General features: G+C 61.6%; 27 protein-coding genes and 1 tRNA gene. 19 read left to right on the top strand and 9 right to left on the bottom strand.

Translation table 11 applies throughout. The annotated features are described in order from the left end of the window. Positions 1-7: 7 nt before the first annotated feature. From B9Z48_RS20470 to B9Z48_RS20455, 4 genes are all read right to left on the bottom strand, one after another. Positions 8-1102 carry a VWA domain-containing protein gene (locus B9Z48_RS20470; RefSeq protein ID WP_108380465.1) on the bottom strand — a complete coding sequence of 365 codons (1095 nt, stop codon included), beginning with the start codon at positions 1100-1102 and terminating at the stop codon, positions 8-10. Then, positions 1095-2180 carry a DUF58 domain-containing protein gene (locus B9Z48_RS20465; protein ID WP_108380464.1) on the bottom strand — a complete coding sequence of 362 codons (1086 nt, stop codon included), beginning with the start codon at positions 2178-2180 and terminating at the stop codon, positions 1095-1097. Before B9Z48_RS20465 ends, B9Z48_RS20470 begins: the two co-directional genes overlap by 8 nt. Continuing rightward, positions 2149-3129, bottom strand: coding sequence for a MoxR family ATPase (locus B9Z48_RS20460; RefSeq protein ID WP_089957564.1), 981 nt, complete (start codon positions 3127-3129; stop codon positions 2149-2151). The genes B9Z48_RS20465 and B9Z48_RS20460 overlap by 32 nt, the downstream gene beginning before the upstream one ends. 115 nt (positions 3130-3244) lie before the next feature. Further along, entirely contained in the window at positions 3245-4168 is a 924-nt protein-coding gene (locus B9Z48_RS20455) for a S1C family serine protease (protein ID WP_089957458.1), read from the bottom strand. Between the two features lie 55 nt (positions 4169-4223). Between B9Z48_RS20455 and B9Z48_RS20450 the strand changes: the two genes are divergently transcribed. Continuing rightward, entirely contained in the window at positions 4224-5297 is a 1074-nt protein-coding gene (locus B9Z48_RS20450) for a VWA domain-containing protein (protein ID WP_108380463.1), read from the top strand. Positions 5298-5366: 69 nt separating this feature from the next. Here the strand turns inward: B9Z48_RS20450 and B9Z48_RS20445 are convergent, their stop codons facing one another. Then, complete coding sequence (locus B9Z48_RS20445) at positions 5367-6065, bottom strand: glutathione S-transferase family protein (protein WP_108380462.1); 699 nt, start codon at positions 6063-6065, stop codon at positions 5367-5369. 286 nt (positions 6066-6351) lie between these two features. Between B9Z48_RS20445 and B9Z48_RS20440 the strand changes: the two genes are divergently transcribed. The 3 genes from B9Z48_RS20440 to B9Z48_RS20430 are packed head-to-tail and all read left to right on the top strand — an operon-like array spanning position 6352 to position 9195. Further along, a complete protein-coding gene (locus B9Z48_RS20440; protein ID WP_108380461.1) occupies positions 6352-6942 on the top strand; it encodes a carboxymuconolactone decarboxylase family protein in 591 nt (196 codons plus the stop codon). Positions 6943-6978: 36 nt separating this feature from the next. Next, a complete protein-coding gene (locus B9Z48_RS20435; RefSeq protein WP_233261208.1) occupies positions 6979-7956 on the top strand; it encodes a tripartite tricarboxylate transporter substrate-binding protein in 978 nt (325 codons plus the stop codon). Positions 7957-8016: 60 nt separating this feature from the next. Continuing rightward, positions 8017-9195: an MFS transporter gene (locus B9Z48_RS20430; RefSeq protein ID WP_089957447.1), complete on the top strand. Its 1179-nt coding sequence runs from the start codon at positions 8017-8019 to the stop codon at positions 9193-9195. A gap of 10 nt (positions 9196-9205) precedes the next feature. Here B9Z48_RS20430 and B9Z48_RS20425 read toward each other — a convergent pair whose 3' ends face one another. Next, positions 9206-10201 (bottom strand): asparaginase, encoded by a 996-nt coding sequence (locus B9Z48_RS20425; RefSeq protein ID WP_089957444.1) that lies wholly within the window; start codon positions 10199-10201, stop codon positions 9206-9208. A gap of 3 nt (positions 10202-10204) precedes the next feature. Beyond that, a complete protein-coding gene (locus B9Z48_RS20420; RefSeq protein ID WP_089957441.1) occupies positions 10205-11038 on the bottom strand; it encodes a 2-keto-4-pentenoate hydratase in 834 nt (277 codons plus the stop codon). 85 nt (positions 11039-11123) lie between these two features. On the opposite strand from B9Z48_RS20420, the gene B9Z48_RS20415 reads away from it, so the two are divergent. From B9Z48_RS20415 to B9Z48_RS20390, 6 genes are all read left to right on the top strand, one after another. Beyond that, positions 11124-11200, top strand: a tRNA-Met gene (locus B9Z48_RS20415). Positions 11201-11403: 203 nt separating this feature from the next. Beyond that, entirely contained in the window at positions 11404-12648 is a 1245-nt protein-coding gene (locus tag B9Z48_RS20410) for a site-specific integrase (protein WP_108380460.1), read from the top strand. A gap of 68 nt (positions 12649-12716) precedes the next feature. Next, positions 12717-13007 carry a hypothetical protein gene (locus B9Z48_RS20405; RefSeq protein ID WP_146186344.1) on the top strand — a complete coding sequence of 97 codons (291 nt, stop codon included), beginning with the start codon at positions 12717-12719 and terminating at the stop codon, positions 13005-13007. A gap of 214 nt (positions 13008-13221) precedes the next feature. Then, positions 13222-13479: a hypothetical protein gene (locus B9Z48_RS21470; RefSeq protein ID WP_146186343.1), complete on the top strand. Its 258-nt coding sequence runs from the start codon at positions 13222-13224 to the stop codon at positions 13477-13479. Between the two features lie 225 nt (positions 13480-13704). Beyond that, positions 13705-13953, top strand: a complete 249-nt coding sequence (locus B9Z48_RS20395; protein ID WP_146186342.1) for a hypothetical protein — start codon at positions 13705-13707, stop codon at positions 13951-13953. A 64-nt stretch (positions 13954-14017) separates the two neighbouring features. Continuing rightward, positions 14018-14203: a hypothetical protein gene (locus B9Z48_RS20390; protein WP_108380456.1), complete on the top strand. Its 186-nt coding sequence runs from the start codon at positions 14018-14020 to the stop codon at positions 14201-14203. On the opposite strand, the gene B9Z48_RS21600 is transcribed toward B9Z48_RS20390, so the two are convergent. Further along, positions 14200-14394 (bottom strand): hypothetical protein, encoded by a 195-nt coding sequence (locus B9Z48_RS21600; protein ID WP_158273328.1) that lies wholly within the window; start codon positions 14392-14394, stop codon positions 14200-14202. The two genes, B9Z48_RS20390 and B9Z48_RS21600, sit on opposite strands and share 4 nt — an antisense overlap. Positions 14395-14397: 3 nt before the next feature. Beyond that, positions 14398-14586, bottom strand: a complete 189-nt coding sequence (locus B9Z48_RS21595; RefSeq protein WP_158273327.1) for a hypothetical protein — start codon at positions 14584-14586, stop codon at positions 14398-14400. A gap of 438 nt (positions 14587-15024) precedes the next feature. On the opposite strand from B9Z48_RS21595, the gene B9Z48_RS20380 reads away from it, so the two are divergent. The 9 genes from B9Z48_RS20380 (at position 15025) to B9Z48_RS20340 (ending at position 21167) form a co-directional block, all read left to right on the top strand. Next, positions 15025-15297, top strand: a complete 273-nt coding sequence (locus B9Z48_RS20380) for a hypothetical protein (RefSeq protein ID WP_199233561.1) — start codon at positions 15025-15027, stop codon at positions 15295-15297. A gap of 3 nt (positions 15298-15300) precedes the next feature. Next, a complete protein-coding gene (locus tag B9Z48_RS20375; RefSeq protein ID WP_108380454.1) occupies positions 15301-15633 on the top strand; it encodes a DUF3077 domain-containing protein in 333 nt (110 codons plus the stop codon). Continuing rightward, positions 15630-15824: a hypothetical protein gene (locus B9Z48_RS20370; RefSeq protein WP_108380453.1), complete on the top strand. Its 195-nt coding sequence runs from the start codon at positions 15630-15632 to the stop codon at positions 15822-15824. The genes B9Z48_RS20375 and B9Z48_RS20370 overlap by 4 nt, the downstream gene beginning before the upstream one ends. Then, positions 15821-16156: a hypothetical protein gene (locus B9Z48_RS20365; RefSeq protein WP_108380452.1), complete on the top strand. Its 336-nt coding sequence runs from the start codon at positions 15821-15823 to the stop codon at positions 16154-16156. Before B9Z48_RS20370 ends, B9Z48_RS20365 begins: the two co-directional genes overlap by 4 nt. A gap of 3 nt (positions 16157-16159) precedes the next feature. Then, positions 16160-16399 carry an AlpA family transcriptional regulator gene (locus tag B9Z48_RS20360; RefSeq protein ID WP_108380451.1) on the top strand — a complete coding sequence of 80 codons (240 nt, stop codon included), beginning with the start codon at positions 16160-16162 and terminating at the stop codon, positions 16397-16399. Then, positions 16396-17181, top strand: coding sequence for a hypothetical protein (locus tag B9Z48_RS20355; RefSeq protein ID WP_108380450.1), 786 nt, complete (start codon positions 16396-16398; stop codon positions 17179-17181). Before B9Z48_RS20360 ends, B9Z48_RS20355 begins: the two co-directional genes overlap by 4 nt. 145 nt (positions 17182-17326) lie before the next feature. Beyond that, positions 17327-17572 (top strand): AlpA family transcriptional regulator, encoded by a 246-nt coding sequence (locus B9Z48_RS20350; RefSeq protein WP_108380449.1) that lies wholly within the window; start codon positions 17327-17329, stop codon positions 17570-17572. Continuing rightward, positions 17569-17847 (top strand): hypothetical protein, encoded by a 279-nt coding sequence (locus B9Z48_RS20345; RefSeq protein WP_108380448.1) that lies wholly within the window; start codon positions 17569-17571, stop codon positions 17845-17847. The genes B9Z48_RS20350 and B9Z48_RS20345 overlap by 4 nt, the downstream gene beginning before the upstream one ends. Positions 17848-18110: 263 nt before the next feature. After that, positions 18111-21167 carry a DUF927 domain-containing protein gene (locus tag B9Z48_RS20340; RefSeq protein ID WP_108380447.1) on the top strand — a complete coding sequence of 1019 codons (3057 nt, stop codon included), beginning with the start codon at positions 18111-18113 and terminating at the stop codon, positions 21165-21167. The last annotated feature ends 205 nt before the right edge of the window (positions 21168-21372 follow it).

The raw sequence follows: 21372 nt of genomic DNA, 5'->3' as shown, positions 1-21372 counted from the left end.
GGCGGGTTCAAATGATCCGCCCATGACGCCACCAGGCCCAGGCGCAGCCCCAGGACACCAGCAGCATGCCCAGCAATGCACACAAAGCGGAGATCTCGGTACGCCGGTGCTTTTTGAGCACGATCTTGCTGCTCAGGGATTGGTAAATCTGCAGCAGGTCCTGGCGGTTGTCGGCGCTGAAGTATTCAGCCTTGGTGATCTCGGCGATTTTTTTCAGGCTGGTCTCGTCCAGCTTGACCCGCATTTGCATGCCTTGGGCTTTGAGCACGGTGCCTTGCGCTGTGCCCACACCCACGGTGTAGACACGCACCCCCAGGTCGGCGGCCACCTGCGCCATTTTGATGGGGTCTGGCCCCGCATTGCCTTGGCCATCGCTGAGCAAAACGATGGCTGCTGCGGTGTTGGAGCCGGGGGGCACTTTGGGCAGGCTGATTGGCCGTAGGGGCGCGGTGCCCGATGCTGGGCCGGTTGGGGCCGGTTTGGGTCCACCCAGAGGTGTACCCGTCGAGGCTGGCGGCGTGGTTTCGCCGTCGATCAGACCACGCACGTCCAAGCCTGAGCCGGGCAGCATGGCATGGAGCGCAATCACGATGCCGCTGCCCAGGGCAGAGCCCGGCTGCAGACTGAGTTGGTCGATGGCCTGGATGACCAGATCGCGCTGGTCGGTGGGGGCTTGCACCAAGGCCGCTGCACCCGCCACGCTGACCACGCCCAACTTGACTTGGCCAGGTTGCCCCAGCACAAAGCTTTTGGCTGCCGCCTGAGCCGCTTCGATGCGGCTGGGTTGAACATCGCCGGCCCGCATGCTGCCCGAGCTGTCGATGGCCAGCATCACGGTGTCGATGCGGCTGGGCAAGAGCAAGATGGCCTGGGGCCTGGCGATCGCCACCAGCAAGCCACCCAGACCCAGCAGCACCAGCAGCGCCGGAGCGTGTCGCCTGAAGCGGATGTTGGTCGCACCGGTGTTCATATTGGCCGAGGGCCATGCCCGCTGCACGCCACGGCGCTGCCAAGCGATGTACACGCCCAGCCACAGCGGCAAGGTGGCCAGCAGCCACAGCAGGCTCGGCCAGACGAACTGAATCGAATGCCATTCAAGCATGAACACCTCCAGCTTGAACGGGCCGCTGGCTGCCCAAAGGGGCTGCACGGCCACCGGTGCTCAACTGGCTGGCGCGTTTGCGCAGTTGTGCAAAACGCAGCAAGGCCTGGTCGAGAGCTTCGTCGGTGTTCAGCTCCAGGCAGTCCACACCGGCTTGGCTCAGGCTGCTCAGCAAAGCCGCTTCACGCTCCTGCGCATGTTGTGCAAAACGCTGTCGGAAAGCCGCATCGTTGCCATCCACCAGCAGCTGCTCACCCGACTCCGCGTCTTGCACCAGCAGCATGCCGGTGTTGTCGGGCCAGGCCATCTCCAGCGGGTCGCGCAGACGCACGGCCACCACTTCATGACGCCGGGCCAACTGGGCCAGCGGTTTTTCCCAGCCGGGTGGGCTGATGAAGTCGGACACCACAAACACCGCCGAGCGGCGTTTGAGCACCGACTGAGCCTGCATCAACCATGGCCCCAGCGCGCTGGTCTGCACGGCCTGGGCTTGGCTTGGGTTTTGGTTTTGGTTTTGACCCGCCTGCAGCATCTGGTGAACGATGTGCAGCAGATGCCGCCTGCCAGAGCGTGCGGGCACCACGCTGTGGGCTCGGTCTTGCCCGGTGAACAGCATCAGGCCCACGCGGTTGCCGTGTTGTGACAGCAGCTTGGACAGCACGGTCACGATGCTGCAGGCCAATTGGCGCTTGCTGGTCGGGCCCGAGCCAAACGCCACCGAGGCCGACAAGTCGACCACAAACCAAGCGGCGATTTCGCGGTCTTCCTGGTGTTCGCGCACATACGGTGTTTGCATGCGGGCGGTCACGTTCCAGTCGATGTGGCGCACGTCGTCGTGCGCTTGGTATTCGCGCAGATCGGCCAGCACCAGGCCGCTGCCGCGAAACAGGCTTCGGTAGTCGCCTTGCAGCTGGCCGTCGAGCCGTTTGAGTACGGTCCATTCCAGCCTTTGCAGCCATTGCGCTGCATTGGGCCATGGCGTGTTTGCGCTAGGTGTGTCAGACACCACAGCCTGGGGCTGGCCGCTGTCAGCGGCCGCCGTGGCCTCAGTTCGCTTCTTGCGCAGCCAGCTGAACATGGCGGTCCAGGGGGTGACTCGGTGCGGGCACGGCCTGCAGGATTTTCAGGATCAGCGCATCGGCCGTCATGCCGTCGGACAAGGCTTCGTACGACAGCACCAGGCGGTGGCGCAGCACGTCGGGCACCAGGTCGATCAGGTCTTGCGGCAGGGCGTAGGGGCGACCGCGCAAGAAGGCCAGCGCACGGGCCCCTTCGATCAGGGAAATGGTGGCGCGGGGGCTGGCACCAAAGGTCAAATAGGGCGCCAGTTCGGGCAAGCCACAGCGCACGGGGTCGCGCGTGGCGGCCACCAGTTTCACGGCGTACTGCACCAGGGCCGGGTCGACATAGCCTTGGCGGCACTGTGCTTGCAGCGCCATGAGTTGTGCGGTGTCGGCTACGGCCGCTGCGGTGGCGGGCATGCCGGTCACGCGCTGCACGATCACGAACTCTTCTTCCTCGGTGGGGTAGCCCACCAGCACCTTCATCATGAAGCGGTCCACCTGCGCTTCGGGCAAGGGGTAGGTGCCCTCGGTTTCGATCGGGTTTTGTGTGGCCATCACCAAAAAGGGGCGGGGCACCGCATGGGTTTCGCCCGCAATCGTCACTTGCCGCTCTTGCATGACTTCGAGCAGGGCGCTTTGCACTTTGGCGGGTGCACGGTTGATTTCGTCGGCCAGCAACAAGTTGGCAAACACCGGCCCCAGCACGGTGCTGAACTCGCTTGTTTTGGGGTTGAAGATGCGGGTGCCCACCAAGTCGGCGGGCAGCAGGTCGGGCGTGAACTGGATGCGCTTGAAGCTGCCACTCACAGTTTTGGCGAGCGTGTTCACGGTGAGTGTTTTGGCCAACCCTGGCACGCCTTCAATCAGCAAGTGGCCTTGCGCGAGGATGGCCACCAAAATGCGTTCGAGGAAGGCGTCTTGCCCCACCACCACGCGTTTGACTTCGTAGAGCACGCGTTCCATCAGCGCGGCGTTAGGGGCGTTGACGCCAGCGCTTTTGGGCGTCTGGCCCTGGTTCCATGCCAATTCAGAGGGGTTCATGCACAAAGCCTTTCAAGATTGCTGGGGTCATCAAAATTCAAAACGGCGACACGCCCATGCCACCGCCCGCGCTTTCAATGGTGGCGGCAAACACGATGCCAATGAAGGTGCGGGCCGAGGTGGGATTGAGGATGGCGGTCACGATGCCCACCACCTCGCCGGCCATGTTGATGAGCGGCCCGCCCGAGTTGCCGGGGTTGGCAGCGGCATCGGCCTGGATCAGGCCGCGCATCATGGTTTTACCCTCGGAGCCGAAGGACCTGTTCAGGCCCGAGACCACACCGGCCGAGACGGAGGGACCAATGCCAAAGGGAAAGCCCACGGCCACCACTTCGTCACCGGGTTGCAGGTTCTGGCTGCTGCCCAGCGTGGCGGGCTGCAGGTCATCGGGCAGGCGCTTGGCCTTGATCACGGCCAGATCGTTTTCGGGTTGCACGCCGATCACCAGCGCTTCCGATTCCGTGCCATCGGCAAAAGTGACCTGGATGCGTTTGGCGCCTTGCACCACATGCAAGTTGGTCAGGATGACGCCTTCTTCCGAGATGACCACACCCGAGCCCACACCCGTGTTTTGCATCTCGCCTTTGGGGTTTTTCTTGTCTTCGTCCTGGGTGTGCACACGCACCACGGAGGGTGCAATCAACTGCGCGGCACGGGCGGCCCGCGATGGCAGCTCTTGGGTGTTCAGGGTGTGCAGCACCGCCGCGTTGATGTCGTCTTGGGTCAGCCGCTGCGGCGCACCCACCTGCCGGGTCAGGGCCCAAGTCAGCGTGGCGCTGAGCAAGGCGCACAGCAACAAAGTGGTCCAAAGCGGCAGACGCTGCAAGCGCTGATGGATGTGGCTGGCGCTGCGGGAAGCCGAGGGTGCTGAAGGGGTGACGACCGCCGCTACTTCTGTTGCAGGCAGTTGGTGAGTCCCTTGTGCTGAAGGCTTTCGGCTGTAGAGTGCGGCGCGTTTCATCGTTGTGGGGGTCTTCGGTGATACAGTGACCTGACTTCATTGCACGCCACACAACATGCACTTTATCTGGCCCGAGCTGCTTTGGCTATTGCTGTTGATCCCCCTGCTGGTGGTGGGGTACATCCGGGCTTTGCGCCGCAAACGCACCGAGGTGGTGCGTTACTCCAGTTTGAACTTGATTCGACCTGCATTGGGTCCCGGACACCGCATCCGCAGACACATTCCCCCTGCTTTGCTGTTGTGTGCCTTGACGCTGGTGCTGCTGGGCACGGCCAGGCCCAGTGCCCGGATCACCTTGCCGGCGGACTACCTGACTTTGGTGCTGGCGATGGACGTGTCGCGCAGCATGCTGGCAGAAGACGTGCCGCCCAGCCGAATCGTTGCGGCCCAGCAGGCGGCCAAATCTTTTCTTCAGGAACTGCCCGGTCATGTACGTGTGGCTGTGGTGTCTTTTGCGGGCAATGCGCAGCTGGTGCAGGGCGTGACGGACCAGAAAGAAGCTTTGCTGGCCGCGATTGATGGCTTTCAGTTGCAGCGCGGCACGGCCACCGGCAGCGGCTTGCTGGTCGCCCTGAACACCTTGCTGCCCGAATCGGCCATTGATTTGGAGTCGGTGTTGTACGGTGCAGAGTTCAAGTCGGGCAGCCTGACCGCGCAAGGCGGCGGCTCGGCTGGGCGTTCGCTGGACCAGCGTTCTGCGCCTGCAACTTCTGAGTCTCCCAAGTCGGTGCCAGTGGGCTCGTACACGGCCGGAGCCGTGATCTTGTTGTCAGATGGCCGCCGCACCACCGGGCCTGATCCGGTCGAGGTGGCCAAGTGGGCTGCCTCCAAAGGTGTGCGTGTCTACACCGTCGCTTTTGGGACGCCCAATGGTTTCATTCCGGGCTTCGAAGGCTTTTCTTTTTACGCCAAGGTCGATGAAGAAGCTTTGCAAAAGGTGGCTGAGACCACAGGTGCGGAGTTTTTCAGGGCGACCAATGCCAATGACTTGGCCATGATTTACCAGCACTTGTCGTCCAAGTTCACCTTGGAGCGTCGCGATACCGAAATCAGCACCCTGATGGCGGCGCTGGCGGGTGTGTTCGTGTTGTTGGCCATGGGCTTGTCCATGCGCTGGTTCCGCCACTGAGGGGAGCGTTCAAGCACCCACACGGGGACAAGGTTGTGCCCTGCGCCGCGTGGGGTGAATCGCCGAAGTTCAGCCTTGATTGAGCCGTTCGTTTTGCGGAAACATGAACTTCTTGGCGTCCGCGTCCATCTCGGTCTTGAAGGTGTATTTCGCTTTGAACGCTTCGGCACGCTGGGCCGCTGGGCGGGCGTTGACCAAGTCGAGCAGGCGTTTGATGTGGGGGTATTGTGTCCAAGTGGCGTCCCCCGTGCCCAGCACATAGGGCAGCATGCGGGCCCAGCCCCACAGGGCCATGTCCACCACGCTGTAGTGTTCGCCCAGCATGTAGGTGTTGTGCGACAAATGTTTTTCCAACACCGTCCAGTGGCGGTGGGCTTCAAAGTCGTAGCGGTTCAGGGCGTACTCTTTGGGCTCGGGGGCGGCATGCCGAAAGTGCACCGACTGGCCAGAAAACGGGCCAATGCCGCTGGCGATGAAGAGCAGCCAGGACAGTGCCGCGCCACGCTCTTTGGCTTGAGCGATCGCTGGCATGAACTTTTGTTCGCGGTCGGCCAAGTACAGCAAGATGGCGTTGCTGTCGAACACGGTCACGTCGCCATCGGTGATGGCGGGCACTTTGGCATTGGGGTTGACGGCCAAAAAGGCGGGTGCAAATTGCTCGCCCTTGCGCGTGTCCACCGGCACGGCTTCAAAAGGCAGGCCCAGCTCTTCGAGCAGCAGGGCGATCTTCATGGGGTTGGGTGCGGCGTTGAAGAAAAATTTCAGCATGAGAGCTTTCCATTCAAAGGGGGTGAAGGTCAAAGAGCGTGATGGTTAAAGGCATGATGGTTAAAGGGTAAAGCGGCCCAGCATCCAATGCCCACGGCCCAACCCGTTCAAGTGTCGCCCAGACCCGACCTGGCTGGGGCCACTTGCCAGTCATGTGTGTGACTCAGGGGGTCGCGCTTTGTTGTTACGTTCGCCGCTTGCTCACGGCCAGGCTGTTGTTCAAGACCGCCGAACAGACGCTTGTCCTCTTGCCATTGAATTTCATCTTTTTCCTCAGGAACCCTTCATGACCGAACGATTGGCCCAGATCCGCTATGACGATTTGCCCGCCGAGGTGAAACCTTTGGCCGACGACATCCTCAAGGTCTCCAGTGCCGCGCTGGGTGGCCCCTACAACGCCTTGTTGCGCAGCCCGGACATGGCCCGGCGTGCCTTTGATTTTCTGGATTACCTGCGCTTCAAGACTTCGGTCAACAAACGCCTCAATGAATTCGCCATCCTGATTCAGGCGCGCATTTCGAATGCGCAATACGAGTGGTGGGCACACGAAACCATTGCCCGCAAAGCAGGCTTGTCTGATGCGGTGATGCGTGACTTGCAGCTGTGCCAACGGCCGACCAGCATGCAAGACGACGAGCGCCTGGTGTATGACTTCTGTATTCAACTGTCTCTCAACCACCGCGTGCCCGATGCGCTTTGGCACGAGGCTGTGACCCAAATGGGCGAGCAGGCGGTGGTGGACCTCACGGTCTTGTCGGGCACCTATGTGATGGTGTCCATGCTGCTCAACGCCACGCAAGTGGGCATTCCCGGCGGCGGTGCTGAACCCTTGCAGGTGTTGAGCCCTCTGGACATTCGCCAGCGTTTGTTGGCCTGATCGGTCACACTGCGGCGTTCATAAAAGGAGACAACCATGACCCTTCGTTTCATCCGCACGGGCTTGGCCATGCTGCTTGCAGCCAGCGCTTTGCAAGCCTGGGCACAAGACTTTCCCAACCGTGCCATCACCATGGTGATGCCTTATGCCGCGGGCGGCCCGGGCGACACCATCACGCGTGTGTTTGCGGGGGCCATGCAAAAGCATTTGGGTCAGCAAATCGTGGTGGACAACACCGCAGGCGCTTCGGGCTCGATCGGCACCGCCAAGGTGGCCCGTGCCAAAGCCGACGGCTACACCTTGCTGATGATCCACGTCAGCCATGCAACCAATCAGGCCATGTACAAAAGCCTGCCTTACCACCCGGTGGATGACTTTGAGCCGATTGGCCGGGCCACCAGTGGCCCCATGGTGATCGTGGCACGCAACGATTTCCCGGCTAAAAACCTCAACGAGTTTGTGGCCTACCTCAAAGCCAATGCGGCCAAGGTCAGTCTTGCGCATGCGGGTGTCGGATCGGCCTCGCACCTTTGTGGCTTGATGATGATGAACGCCTTGAACGTCAAGCTCAATGAGATTCCCTACAAGGGTACAGGTCCGGCCTTGACCGATTTGATGGGCGGTCAGGTGGACCTTTTGTGTGACCAGACTTCGGGCACCGTGCCTTCGGTCAAGACGGGCAAGATCAAGGCCTATGCCTCGGCGGGCAAGACCCGCCTGCCGCAACTGCCCGAAGTTCCCGCCATTTCAGATGCGGGTGTAGAAGGTTTTGACATCAACATTTCCTTTGGGCTGTATGCGCCAAAAGGCACGCCCAAACCTGTGCTGGATCAGTTGACGGGGGCTTTGCAAAAATCGGTGAGTGATCCCGAGGTGCGCCAGCGTTTGGAGGCCATGGGCATCTCTGCGGTGTCTGCTGACTTGGCCCGTCCCGAGGCCTTGCGTGCGCACCTGAAAAACGAAATCGACACGCTGGGTGGTTTGTTGATCAAGGCGGGTGTGAAAGCCAACTGAGCGCATGCGATGGTGTTGAGGCCATGAGGTGTCCCTCTCGCCTGTACGGGAGATGAATTGATGAAAAATTGGTGGCCTTTGCTGTTGACCCTGGTGATCCAGGCCATGGTGGCCATGGCCTTGCTCACCTTGCCAGTGATGGCACCGGTGGTGGCGGAGGCCATGCAAGTCTCTCCGGCTTTGGTGGGTTTGTATGTGTCAGTGACCTATGCCGGGGCCATGGTGTCCACCTTGATGGGGGGCGCCACGGTGGCCCGTCTGGGGGCCATCCGAGTCAGCCAATGGGGGTTGATCTTGTGCGCCTTGGGTTTGTTGCTGTGCGCTGTGCCTTGGTTTCCGGCCATGGTGCTGGGGGCGGTGTTGATTGGTTTGGGTTACGGCCCGATCACCCCGGCCAGTTCCCATTTGCTGGCGCGGACCACGCCCAAAGACCGCATGTCGCTGGTGTTTTCGCTCAAGCAAACAGGCGTGCCCTTGGGCAGCATGTTGGCCGGTGCCATCGTCCCGCCTTTGCTGCTGGTCATGAACTGGCAGGCCAGCTTGGTCGCTGTGGCGGTGGTGTGTGTGCTCTGCGCTTGGGTGTCACAAGCTTTGCGCACCGAGCTGGACGGTGACCGTCGGCCAGAGACGCTGGTGCAATGGCGCAGCCTGATCCAGCCCATCCGGCTGGTGTTGGCGCACCGCGCTTTGCTCACCATGGCGTCTTGTTCGTTCATGTTTTCCATGGTTCAGCTGTCGCTGACCACTTACCTGGTGACCTTTTTGCACGATGACCTGTCTTATGGTTTGGTTGCAGCGGGCCTGGCTTTGTCGGCCACACAAATCGGGGGCATTGGTGGGCGCATTGCCTGGGGGTATGTGGCCGACCGATGGTTGGGCGCACGTCGCATGCTGCTGCTGTTGGCCAGCATGATGGCCTTGGGGGCTTTGGCCTCGGCCTTTTTGACGCCAGAAACACCGCAAAGTGTTGTGATTGGCATTTTGGTGGCCTTTGGTGCATCGGCCATTGGCTGGAACGGCGTGTACTTGGCTGAGGTGGCGCGTCGTGCACCCGCTGGCATGGCCAGCATGGCCACAGGCGGCACCTTGGCCTTCACGTTTTTGGGTGTGGTGGTGGGGCCACCGATGTTTGGGGCCTTGTCGGGCTTGTTTGGCACCTACCGGGCCGGTTTTGTCGGCCTGATGGTCATGGCCAGCGTCAGCGGCACGGTACTCTATTGGAGCCAACGCCAGCGTTGAGCATGGGCTTTCAGGCCGCCAGCAATATCTGGTCGATCCAAGCTTGAATGGCGGGACCGTCCATGCCGTGTGCCAGACCCAGCAGCATGACGATGCGCACTTTGTGCGGTGGCAAGGGGCCTGCCGTCAAAATCCCGTACTGCGCGTCGGCGTACACGCTGGCCCGCGTCACGCTGCCGGTGATGAATCGGGCGCAACGGGCCACCAGCACGCCTTGGGCGGGCAGTGATTGGATGAAGGCGCGGTAAGCCGTGGGCGTGTTGGCGTTGCCCAGACCTGCGTGCACAATGCCCTGCGCCCCGGCGGCCACAAAGGCCCGCATCGCGGTCTCGTCCACCCCTGCATAGGCCACGGCGATGTCCACCCTTGGCCAGCTGGCGGGGGTTTGCCAAGCCACCGTGGGGGCCCGTGCGGCGGCGCGAAACCACTGCACTGCTTGGTCGGCCACCTCGCCCACGGCACCGGCCAGAGGGCTGTCAAAGGCTTCTACGCTGCTCACATGGCGTTTGCCCACCCACAGGCCCGAGTGAATCCGGCCGTTCATCACCACCAGCGTGCCCCTGCCCTGTGCACCAGGGCAGGCGGCCACACTGCAAGCGTCCAGCAAATTGGCTGGACCATCGGCCGAGTAGGCGGTGGCCGGGCGCATGGCCCCCACCACCACGATGGGTTTGTGCGTGTCCACGCTCAGGTGCAAAAAGGTCGCGGTTTCTTCCAGCGTGTCGGTGCCGTGTGTGACGACAATGCCCACCACATCGGGGTTGTGCACGGCTTTCATCACAGCGGCATGCAGGTCCAGCCAGTGCTCGGGGCGCACGTCGTAGCTGGCCAATTGCATGGGTTGAGTGACCTCGATGTCGTAACGCTGACGCAGCTCGGGCACGGTGTCGACCACAGCGGCCAGGCTCAGGCTGGCGGGTTGGTAGTCGGTGCTGACCGAGGCAGCGCTGGCCGCGCCTGCGATGGTGCCGCCCGTGCCGATCAGGGCCAAACGGGGTTTTGTCATGGTTCAAGTCTCCGAAAAAATCATGTTCACGCAGCCCAGTGGGCCGTAATCGGCGCTGGCACTGTCGCCGGGCGCCAGTTCGAGCGGCACCATGCAGGTGCCGGTGGTCACCACCTGACCTTTTTGCAGCGTGATGCCCAAGTCTGACAGCTGGTTGGCCAGCCAGGTCAGAGCAATGCGCGGGTCGCCCAGCACGTTGCCGCCTGTGCCGTCACGGGTGTACTTGAGCGTGCTGCCGTGTTGGACCCGGGCGTGCACCGGGTAGGTGCTCAAGTCCAGGTCGCGCCAGAGATCGGGCGCGGCCGGGCCCAGCACAAAGTGGCGTGCGCAGGCGTTGTCGGCCAGCAGTTGCGCTTCGCCCGCTGCAGTAAAAGGGTCCAGGCGCGAGTCGGGCACTTCAAGGGCGGGGTGCAAAGTGGCCACGGCGGCCATGACTTGTTGCTGGGTGTAGGGTGCGGCTTGTGGCGGCAGGTCTTGCGCCATGGCAAAGGCAAATTCCGGCTCGGCCACCCGCATGCGGTTGCCCACAGACGGCACGGTGGCCCCGTTGTCAAACACCTGACCCGACAACAGCCGCCCGGCCATGGGGCCACTCACGTTGATGTGGGCTTGCCCGTTCGCACTGGTGGCTGCGATTTTCCAGCCTAGCACGCTGCGCCCGGAAACGAGAGGCAGCTGGGCTTGGGCGGCGTAGCCTTGTTGAGCATTCACAGGACGACAGTTCATGGGCAGGGTGATCAACACTTGATCAGATTGCCAATGTTGCCAAATGATTTGAGCGGCTTGCGTGGCCGCTTGATGCTCGGTTTGTGCGGGTTGCTTGGCTTGAATACTCATCTGTCAATTGTTGCGCGAAGTGGCACGAAAACGCGAAAAAATTTGTGTATAATTTTGGGTTTGACGGCAACGTTAAAAAAATTTAGGTGATATAGCTCAGTTGGTTAGAGCGCAGCATTCATAATGCTGATGTCGGTGGTTCAAATCCACCTATCACCACCAAGACATGATCCAAGGCCGTTCACTGACATCCAGTGAACGGCCTTTTTCATTGGTAAATCCGGTTTTTACAGTGCAAGGACGTTCATTAGCGTTCGTTGACAGCCGGTTCAAAGCGGGGGAACAATTGGGGGAACAAAAACGGGGGAACACGAAAAAACGTGTTTTGTTCCCCCATTCCCCAGCGAAACCAGAGAGGTGCCCCCATGCTGACCGATGCCGAATGTAGAAACGCCACATGCCCACCCGGCAAGCCCCGGGCACGTTTGGCCGATGCTGGGGGGCTTTACCTTGAAGTCAGTCCCAACGGTTCAAAGCGATGGTTTTGGAAGTACCGCACCGAGGGCAAAGAAAAGCGCCTGGCATTGGGCAGCTACCCCAGCACAGGCCCAAAGGACGCACGGGCAGCAAGGGATGCAGCCAAAGCCCAAAAGACCGGGGGCAACGACCCGATCAAGGCCCGCAAGGTGGCCAAACTGATGACCGACACCACCGACCAGACATTCAAGGCGATGGCCTTGGAGTGGTTCGAGTTGCAGCGCCCCAACTGGAGCGAGTCATACGCTGTGCGGCACAGGCGCAACCTTGACAAAGACCTGTTCCCCTATGTGGGCGCACTGCCCATGACCGAGATTCACCCCATGCAAGTCCTGACAGCGGTGCAGGCAGTTGAAAAACGCGGTTCGTTGGAAGCGGCCCGGCGAGTCCTGGACACGGCAAGCCAAGTTTTCAAACACTGGTTGCCCATGGCCCCGCCCCAATACCGCAACATAACCGAGGGATTGCGGGCACGTTTGCAACCCCGGATCGAGGGCCGTTTTCCTGCGATCACCGAACCCCGGCGCTTTGGCGAGTTGCTGCGGGCGATCTATGCCTATAAGGGCGGGCCATTGGTCACGGTGGCCCTTCGCCTTGCCCCGCTGCTGTACCAACGGCCCGGCAACCTGCGGGCGATGGAATGGGCAGAACTTGACCTGGATGCAGCCCTGTGGACCATCCCGGGTGCCAAGATGAAACGCACGGTCAAGGACAAAGAAACCGGCCCGCCCCACCTGGTGCCCCTGCCTTCGCAAGCGGTGGCCTTGCTGCGTGATCTGCAACCCCTGACAGGCCACGGTAAATACGTTTTCCCGGGTGAGCGAAGCCATGACCGCCCGCTGTCTGACAACTCAGTCAGAAGCGCCCTGTACGCCATGGGCTACGGGTCTGAACAGTCATGGCACGGCTTCAGGGCAAGCGCCCGGACCATGATGGTGGATGAACTGGACGCCGACCCCCTGGCCATTGAAGCGAACCTAGCCCATGCCGTGAAAGACAGCAACGGGCGAAGTTACAACCGGACCCAGTACCTGAAAAAACGCTTTGATCAGATTCAGCAATGGGCCGATTACCTTGACCGCCTGCGTGATGGTGCCCCTGTGATCGACTTGAACGCGCACCGAGCCGCATAACCCGCCCCAGCGACCGACCGAACCGCCCACCGAGGCGGTTTTTTTACGCCCGTGCAGGCGTGTGAACAGTGTTTTCACCATTTTTACCGGCTGCTATTTTGAAAAAGTGCGGGGACAGCGGGGACAAATTCAAAGAACTGAGGTTTTATGCGGGTTTGAAGCGGTTTGAGGTGCGGGGACAAAACGGGGACAAAGCGGGTACAGTGTGGGGACAATATCAGTATGTGAAAAAAATCACTCATTCACATACATTCACCCCCTTTTTTTTCGCCTGCCTTCGCCCTTTGCCTTCGCTGGTTTTGCCATACCCGCTTGAATCGCTGGCGCTGGTGCCCGTTTTTGGTGTTTTGTTCCAGTGAGCAACGGCCCGCCCATGGTTTTGACGTTTTTGGACGGTGTTGATGGTGCGGCTGTCCACACGCCTGCACGGTGCCCCCGGTGCTTTGCTGTTTGCCCTGGTGCGGTATTCGATGCCCACCCCAACGGACGCGAACGCACGGCCCCGGAAATGGCCGCGAAAAGTGCCCCCCTTTGCCCCCTTATCGGCGGCGCTGCTGACCCTTTGGGTGTGGCTTGCCCGCCTGTGTGGTGTTTGCGGTGCCTGATGGCCAGCGCCAGCGCCAGCGGCTGGGTGCTGACCGGCCCGGTGCGGCCCGCTTGACCTTGCAGGCCCGGTGCCTTGCAGGTGCTGGCCTTGCCCTGTGCGGTACGGTGCCCGGTGGCCTTCGCCAGTGGCTGGGTGCTGGGTGTCACCCCGCCCGGATTTATGCCACTTGTGCGGCCTGCCTTGTCGGTGGCCCGGTGCCTTGCTGCGTGATCGATTGCCCTTGACCTGGTGCGGTGCCTGCCTGCGACCGGCCCGGTTTAGCCCGTGTGGCCTTGCCCTGTGCGGTACGGTGCCCGGTGGCCTTCGCCAGCGGCTGGGTGCTGGGTGCCACCCCGCCCGGATCGATGCCACCTATGCGGCCTGCCTTGTCGGTGGCCCGGTGCCTTGCTGCGTGATCGATTGCCCTTGACCTGGTGCGGTGCCTGCCTGCGACCGGCCCGGTTTAGCCCGTGTGGCTTTGCCCTGTGCGGTTGCCCGATGGCCAGCGCCAGCGGCTGGGTGCTTACCGGCCCGGTGCGGTTCGCTTGAACTTGCAGGCCCGGTGCCTTGCAGGTGCTGGCCTTGCCCTGTGCGGTACGGTGCCCGGTGGCTTTCGCCAGTGGCTGGGTGCTGGGTGCCACCCCGCCCGGATCGATGCCACCTATGCGGCCTGCCTTGTCGGTGGCCCGGTGCCTTGCTGCGTGATCGATTGCCCTTGACCTGGTGCGGTGCCTGCCTGCGACCGAATCGATGCGGCCCGACTGAACTTGCAGGCCCGGTGCCTTGCAGGTGCTGGCCTTGCCCGTGCGGTGTCCGATGGCCAGCGCCAGCGGCTGGGTGCTGGGTGCTACCCCGCCCGGATCGATGCCACCCGTGCGGCCTGCCTTGTCGGTGCCCGGTGCCTTGCTGCGTGATCGCTTGCCCTTGACCTGGTGCGGTGCCTGCCTGCCTGCGACCGGCCCGGTTTAGGCCCGTGCGGCCTTGCAGGCCCGGTGCCCGGTGGCGTGATCGAGTGCAGCCGGTGCGCTGCGCCAGCGATGGCCGGGCGGGTTGCTTGTTGGTGCTGGCGCTGCTGTGCGGTGTGGTGGCAAAGATGGCAAGGCCACGGCCACGGCCAAGGGCACGGGCACGGGCACGGGCACGGGCAAGACCCCGGCCACGGATCAGGCGGGCGCTGTGTGGTGTTGACCTGGTGCGGTGGCTGGTGGCCACGGCCTGCCCGGTGGCGTGATCGAGTGCAGGCGGTGGCCTGCGCCAGCGATGGCCGGGCGGGTTGCTTGTTGGTGCTGGCGCTGCTGTGCGGCGGCCACGGGCACGGCCACGGGCAAGGGCACAGGCACAGGCACAGGCACGGCCCCGGATCAGGCGGGCGCTGTGTGGTGTTGACCTGGTGCGGCTGCTGGTGGCCACGGCTTGACCGGTGACGTGATCGAGTGCAGCCGGTGCCCTGCGCCAGCGATGCCCGGGCGGGTTGCTTGCTGCGATGCCTTCGCCTGTCCTGATGCCTGCGACACCTACGCCCCAGCCCGTGCAATAATTCGCCCAACCCCTGACCGGGGCCGGTGCTTCAAAACACCTTTGTAGTTAGCGGTGCAACGCCCCCGATAGTGGCGTTTTGTCACGTCTGAACATGCCCACGCCACGGCGGCGGGGGCTTTGGTTTTCGGGCGGGATGGCCGAAGCGGCAACGCCCGGCGCACGTCTAACTACGTGTTTTGAACATCCCGCCCACCCGCTGCGCTTCAAAACGTGGCGAGTGGTTTTCAAGTCTCAGTTAGGAGCATGAAGCCATGACACCCAACGTCATTCACTTGACCCGCCGACCCAGCACGGCAACACCCACCAACACCCCGCACGACCTGGCCACGATGGCAGCGCACCAAGAGGCAGAAAACGCCCTGGCCATGGCGCTGCACTACCTGCGATCCAATGCGGGCAACATCCCCGGCGCTACCCGCAAAGCGGTGCAGGCATTGGGGGCACTGAACCGCCTGAACAAACCCACCCACACGCCCGCACCTGCTGGCGCTGGTGCCCGGGCCTTCGCATCGTTGGAGGGTTGAACCATGCAGCAAAACCAAACCACGCCAGTGACGGGCCTGCACCACTTTCACAAAGCCAACGCCAACGGCGACACCCTGTTTTCAGTGCGTGAAGGTGTGCCCCTGGGTGATGCCTTTGACCACCTGACAACCCTGCTGGCAGCGGCACAAGCCGGGGCCGAAAATATCGCCCTGTGCGATGACGTTGAACGCGCCCCTGCTGCTGCATGGAGCGTTTACCACCTGCTGTCATTCGCCATCGAGTTGACCCAATCCATGCATCAAGGCATTGGGAACCACGAACAGGCCACGAGGCCCGGCGCTGGTGCCCGTACTCAGAACGGCGGTGCAGCATGACCACCCAGCAAATCAACGAAACCCGTTATGCCATTTCCAAGCAACTCCCCGACATTCGTTTACATGGGCTTGTTGCAGCAACCGCATACGGTGAACTGGTGCTCAGTGCAACCGAATCCAAGGCGGTGGCCAAAGCAATTGAACGAACGCTCACGAAGCGATTGGCCAAATTGGAAGGCGGTGCAGCATGACCACCAAGACCACCAAGACCAACACCACCAACCCACACAAACCCACCAACGCGCAACGCCTGGCCGGTGCCTTTGTAGAGGTCAACGCCTGCGCCAGCATGGTGCTTGAAATGCTGGATGCCCTTCGCGCACCAGAGGCAACGGAAACAAGCCGTTTGGAGGCCATGGCTTCACACATGGAGCTGATGGTGCAGCGTATCGGTTACGTCAACCAAGTGGCTTCAAGTCTGGCCTGTCCGGGCCTGTTGGATGAACCACGCTGGTCAAACTGGATGAATGAACCAACAACCTGCGATTACACGCCCGTTGTTTTGCCTATTGTTGAAGGATGAGACATGACCAACGCTGAAATAATCCAACGGCTTGAGTTGCTGACGGACGCAATAAATGCACTGACGCAAGCAATGGGCGTGCGGCTTACCCGTGCCCAAATGTGCGAGCGATTAAAAATCAGCCGTAACACAATGACCAAGCGAGTAAAAGAACCCGGCTTCCCTTTGCCGGACAAGCATGGGTTTTGGTTTCTTGCAGACGTTATGCAGTGGGAGCGCAATAGTTCGAAGGGCCGATCATGACCATCAAGACCACCACCACACGGCAGGCCAGCAAGGCCAGCGAACGCCCGCCCACGGCCCCTATGGATCAATGCAAAGACAGCAAAAAAACCGGCGATGAATTCCACCATCGTGTTGAAGCCGTTTTGGAAAATTGGAGGTCATGGGCCAAAGGGGTTGCATTTTCTGGATTGATGACGCCCTTGCAGTTTTTCGCTGTTGTGCTGTGGGTGTTGGAGTCCCACAAAGGCGATGAACTCCCCGAGGATCAATTGAAAACAGCCCTGTCGCATTGGAAGCGGGTTATTGATCGAGGTATCAATGAGGCGATATTGATCCCGCTGCACGGTGTTTCTTTGTTGCCCGTACCGGAGGCCAATCAAAGCGAATGGGTTCTGTCTGTTGGGCAGTTAACCGACCTCATGGAGCACTTGCCATGGGCATTTGATCTGCGTTGGGCTTTGGAGAATTTTTCCAAAGGGGCGGATGAAAATGCCGAAGAAATCAAGACATGGCAAGAGGCAGCGGAACTGCACAAAAGCCAATCCGAGGGCGGTAAAAAACCTGAATGGACCCACGCAAAACTAAAGCCCATTTGCGAGGCGGTTGAAAGCGGTGTTAAACCGACCCTCATAGCAAAGAAGGCGGGCATTACACGGCAGGCGCTGGAGGGGGCTCTAAAAAAGTACAAGGCCAACCCCAACGGGCACGACAAGCCCGACCTAGGGCAGATACAGGCCGCAACCTCAGCCCGAGGCGGTGCAGCCTTGCAGGATCATTGGACGAATGTAAAAGCGGCCTGAATTGCCAATAACTTGCAAACATCTTGCAGCCTCATAGCGCGGATGTTTGCAAGTTGTATGCAAGGGGCTTGCGGCTTTCAAATTCCGATCCAACGCCCCCGGCCAATCCCGGTTTTGGGTGGCGGCAAATGGAAAAGGAACCGCAATGGACGCACAAACCCAAGCCCCAGCCCTGCACCTGGCGCACACGGCCAAGCCCGTGACACCCCGGGATCGACTGATTCGCCTGCCCCAAGTGGTGGCAGTTGTGAATTTCCAAAAATCAACCATTTATGGCTGGATCAAAGAGGGCAAGTTTCCCCGCCCGATCCAGATAGGCCGCATGAGCGCATGGCCAGAAAGTGCCGTTCACCAATGGGTGCAAGACCGTATTCAGGAGGCCCAGCAATGAAGAACACGACCCCCACCGATACCACCCCCCACGCCACTGACAAGGCAAGGGGTAGCGATGACTACGCCAAGACTTTCGGCCCGGGTTTGCTGGCCCTTGCAGCGGATCAGCTTTCTACCCTTTGTGGTGACAAAGCGCCCACGGCTGAAAACGTCATTCAACACGCGCAAACGCTGGCGCTGCTGGGGGTTGCTCAAAGCCTGGACGATACCGGCGAGCGAATCGGCGGCGCTGTGGGTGATCTGAGTAATGCCGTGTTTGGGCTGGGGCGGTGATGGCTTTAAACCCCACACAAACCGCCCGCCTGCGCCAGCACGGCCTAAGTGTGACCCCGGGCAGGCTGCAAGGTGCCCCCGTGTTGCTGCTGGCGCTGCTGTCTGTGCCTGCTGGTGTAGTCGCACCGACCGCACCGCCACAAACCCCCCGGCCCTTGCCATTTGCCCCCGGTGTACGCCCGGGCGGTTTCCGCTGCAAGCGCCCGCCATGCCGACCTTTTCGGAGCTGATGCCGTGCCCACAATCAAAACCATGACACCCCCATGACCCACCACACACACGAAACAACCCGGCAAGCCCTGGCGCATATCCCGGCGAACCTGCCCCGCGATGAATGGGCACGGGTAGGCATGGCGATCAAATCAGAATTCCCCGATGAAGGCGGTTATGACCTGTTCGCCCAATGGTCTGAAACCGCCCCGGGCTTCAAGGCCAGCGAGTGCCGAACGGCTTGGAAATCTTTCAAGGCGGGCGGGTCTGTGACCATGGGGTCATTGATCCACCTGGCCAAACAACACGGCTACACCTTGCCCAAAGACGGGCAGGCAGCGGCCAAACCTTCGCCCGAAGTACTCGCCCAGCGCCAGCAAGAACAGGCCGAAGCCATGGCCAAAGAAGCCGAAGCCCAAAGCCTGCGCCATGAGGCGGCGGCGGTGGCTGCTGTGAAGGCATGGGCGGCAGGCAGCGATCAAGGCGAATCCGCTTACCTGGTGCGAAAAGGTGTGAAGGGTCACGGTCTGCGCTACACGGCGGCTGACGGCGCTTTGATGGTGCCCCTGCGTGATCTGACCGGCAAGCTGTGGAACCTGCAAAACGTGAAGGCTGACGGCCAAAAGCGGTTTTTGAAGGATGGCCGCAAATCGGGCCTGTGGCACTTGCTGGGTGCTGTCCCTGCCCCGGCTGCTGTGGCTGGCGCTGGTGCCCGTGATGGCGATCAGACGGGCGAACATGGCGGCGATCATGCGGCGGCTGTGCGGGTCATTTTGGTGGCTGAGGGTTACGCCACGGCGGCCAGCTTGCACGAGGCCACGGGCTACCCGGTGGCTGTGGCCTTCGATGCGGGCAACCTGGACAAAGTGGCCCGCGCCCTGCGCCAGCATTACCCGGCGGCGCTGCTGGTGCTGTGTGGTGACGATGACCAAGCCACGTACACCAAGACGGGCAGCAACCCCGGCAAGATCAAGGCCACGGCGGCGGCTGTGGCTGTGCAAGGTGTGGCCATTTTTCCGGCCGATCTGACCCCGGATCAAAGCGACTTCAACGACATGCACCAAGCCCACGGCCTTGACGCTGTGCGTGACTGCGTGTTGTCTGCGATTGCCGATCACGAACTGGCAGCATTGGCCGCACAGGATGACGCGCCCGATGACGCACAGGACGCACAGGACGCACCAGACAAGGCCACGCGCCCCGCAAACGCGCCCGGCAAGACCAAGCCCACAGCACGAAAGAAAAAGCCTTCAAGCGGGGCCGGTGCTGGCGCTGCTGGTGGCGATGGTGGCCACGGCGGTGACGATGACCGCACCGACCGAAAAGCATCAAACGAATGGGACCGTTTCAGTGTGAACGAGGACGGGGTTTTTTATGCGGGTGTGGACAAGGACGGGGAACCCACAAAGGCCGAATGGCTGTGCAGCCGCTTGGATGTATTGGCCCGGACCCGCGATCAGGACGGCGGCGGCTGGGGGTACTTGCTGCGCTTTGCCGATCCATTGGGGCAGGTCAAAACATGGGCGATGCCTGCCCGTACCCTGTCAAGCGATGGGGCCGAATACCGGGCTTATCTTATGTCTCAGGGCTTGTTAATTGGCGCTTCACCCCGCGCCCGTAACCTGCTGACCCAATACATTCAAACGCGCCAGCCCGATGACTTCACCATCTGCACCGACCGCATAGGATGGCACGGCTTGGCCTTTGTGTTGCCACGCGAAACCATGGGCGATGAAGCCGAACGCATCGTGTTTCAAAGTGACCAAGCCATGGAAAACACATTCACAGTCAAAGGCACTGCTGACCAATGGCGTGACCGTGTGGGGGCACTGTGTGCGGGTAATTCCCGCCTGGTGTTTGCTGTGGCCAGCGCCTTTGCCGGGCCTTTGCTGCGCCCGGCTGGGGTTGAATCGGGCGGGTTCCACTTTCGAGGTGGATCGAGCACGGGCAAAACCACGGCCTTGAAGGTGGCCGCAAGCGTGAACGGTGGCCCCAACTACCTGCAACGCTGGCGCACCACCGACAACGCCCTAGAAGCGATTGCAGCCCAACATTGCGATTCGCTGCTGGTGCTGGATGAACTGGCACAGGTGGACCCTAAAACGGCGGGTGAGTGCGCCTACATGCTGGCCAACGAATCAAGCAAAGCACGGGTAAACCGTAGCGTCGCACTACGGCCCCGGCTGTCCTGGCGGCTGCTGTTCCTGTCTGCGGGTGAATTGGGTTTGGCCGATCACATGGCCGAAGGCATGAAGCGGGCACGAACCGGGCAAGAAGTGCGAATGGCCGATATTCCCGCTGATGCTGGCGCTGGTTTGGGAATGCTGGAAACCACGCACGGGTTAGAGGGCGGCGGGTCTGCGTTTTCTCGCCACATCGTTGAACAGGCGGGCCGCTGCTACGGTGGCCCGGGCCGTGCCTGGTTGCAGTGGCTGACCGAAAACGCCCAAACGCTGAAAGCCGACATACGCCAGCGGGTGCAGGCGATACAGGCCCGCATGATCCCAGAAGCCGGGGGCGGGCAGGTTCACCGAGTGGGTTTGCGCTTTGCCCTGGTAGGTGCAGCGGGCGAGATGGCCACAAAGGCGGGTTTGACAGGCTGGGAGCCGGGCGAGAGCGAACGGGCCGCGACCACCTGTTTTAACGCATGGATGGCGTCAAGGGGCGGCGCTGGTGACGGTGAGGTTAGCGCGATGCTGCGACAAGTGCGGGCGTTCCTTGAATCGCACGGTGAGGGCCGGTTTACCTGGTGGCACAGGGCTGGTGATGACCATGCAGCCAAGACCCTGAATCGGGCCGGTTTCAGGCGCATGGTGAGCGAGGACGGCAAGCCGATCAAGAACGATGCCGAACACCAACGGGAATACGGGGAGCGCATGGCGTCAACCATGGCCGAATCAGTCAGTACCGAATATTTCATTCACGCTGAGGTGTTCAAGGCTGAGGTGTGCAGGGGCTTCGAGGCTGGCGCTGTGGCCCGTGTGCTGGTTGAACATGGGTGCCTGGTGCCCGAAGCCAAAGGCCGCTTTGACTGTAAGCCCCGCCTACCCGGTTTGGGCCTGTCCCGCTGCTACCGGATCACCCCTGATATCTTCGCCCTTGACCTGTGAACCCGTGCCATTGGGGGCCGTGTACCCCTGAGTGGTGGCCCGCCGATAAGGGGGCGGGCAGGGTTCCCCTTTGCGCTGCGAATCGGTGTGCAAGGGCTTTGCACCATGCAAGGCACAAACGAAACCCAGCCCTTGACCTGGTGCGGTTTGCGGTGCCCAGCGCCAGCGGCTGGGGTGCTGGCCTGCCCTTGACCGATGCCACCCG

Source organism: Limnohabitans sp. WS1 (assembly GCF_003063265.1).
Classification (GTDB): Bacteria; Pseudomonadota; Gammaproteobacteria; order Burkholderiales; family Burkholderiaceae_C; genus Limnohabitans_A.
This window is presented reverse-complemented; position numbering and strand designations above follow the sequence as displayed.

Coding starts and splice junctions, on each gene's coding strand:
- B9Z48_RS20470 (WP_108380465.1), bottom strand. CDS start 1,102: ATGCTTGAATGGCATTCGATTCAGTTCGTCTGGCCGAGCCTGCTGTGG.
- B9Z48_RS20465 (WP_108380464.1), bottom strand. CDS start 2,180: ATGTTCAGCTGGCTGCGCAAGAAGCGAACTGAGGCCACGGCGGCCGCT.
- B9Z48_RS20460 (WP_089957564.1), bottom strand. CDS start 3,129: ATGGAACGCGTGCTCTACGAAGTCAAACGCGTGGTGGTGGGGCAAGAC.
- B9Z48_RS20455 (WP_089957458.1), bottom strand. CDS start 4,168: ATGAAACGCGCCGCACTCTACAGCCGAAAGCCTTCAGCACAAGGGACT.
- B9Z48_RS20450 (WP_108380463.1), top strand. CDS start 4,224: ATGCACTTTATCTGGCCCGAGCTGCTTTGGCTATTGCTGTTGATCCCC.
- B9Z48_RS20445 (WP_108380462.1), bottom strand. CDS start 6,065: ATGCTGAAATTTTTCTTCAACGCCGCACCCAACCCCATGAAGATCGCC.
- B9Z48_RS20440 (WP_108380461.1), top strand. CDS start 6,352: ATGACCGAACGATTGGCCCAGATCCGCTATGACGATTTGCCCGCCGAG.
- B9Z48_RS20435 (WP_233261208.1), top strand. CDS start 6,979: ATGACCCTTCGTTTCATCCGCACGGGCTTGGCCATGCTGCTTGCAGCC.
- B9Z48_RS20430 (WP_089957447.1), top strand. CDS start 8,017: ATGAAAAATTGGTGGCCTTTGCTGTTGACCCTGGTGATCCAGGCCATG.
- B9Z48_RS20425 (WP_089957444.1), bottom strand. CDS start 10,201: ATGACAAAACCCCGTTTGGCCCTGATCGGCACGGGCGGCACCATCGCA.
- B9Z48_RS20420 (WP_089957441.1), bottom strand. CDS start 11,038: ATGAGTATTCAAGCCAAGCAACCCGCACAAACCGAGCATCAAGCGGCC.
- B9Z48_RS20410 (WP_108380460.1), top strand. CDS start 11,404: ATGCTGACCGATGCCGAATGTAGAAACGCCACATGCCCACCCGGCAAG.
- B9Z48_RS20380 (WP_199233561.1), top strand. CDS start 15,025: ATGACACCCAACGTCATTCACTTGACCCGCCGACCCAGCACGGCAACA.
- B9Z48_RS20375 (WP_108380454.1), top strand. CDS start 15,301: ATGCAGCAAAACCAAACCACGCCAGTGACGGGCCTGCACCACTTTCAC.
- B9Z48_RS20370 (WP_108380453.1), top strand. CDS start 15,630: ATGACCACCCAGCAAATCAACGAAACCCGTTATGCCATTTCCAAGCAA.
- B9Z48_RS20365 (WP_108380452.1), top strand. CDS start 15,821: ATGACCACCAAGACCACCAAGACCAACACCACCAACCCACACAAACCC.
- B9Z48_RS20360 (WP_108380451.1), top strand. CDS start 16,160: ATGACCAACGCTGAAATAATCCAACGGCTTGAGTTGCTGACGGACGCA.
- B9Z48_RS20355 (WP_108380450.1), top strand. CDS start 16,396: ATGACCATCAAGACCACCACCACACGGCAGGCCAGCAAGGCCAGCGAA.
- B9Z48_RS20350 (WP_108380449.1), top strand. CDS start 17,327: ATGGACGCACAAACCCAAGCCCCAGCCCTGCACCTGGCGCACACGGCC.
- B9Z48_RS20345 (WP_108380448.1), top strand. CDS start 17,569: ATGAAGAACACGACCCCCACCGATACCACCCCCCACGCCACTGACAAG.
- B9Z48_RS20340 (WP_108380447.1), top strand. CDS start 18,111: ATGACCCACCACACACACGAAACAACCCGGCAAGCCCTGGCGCATATC.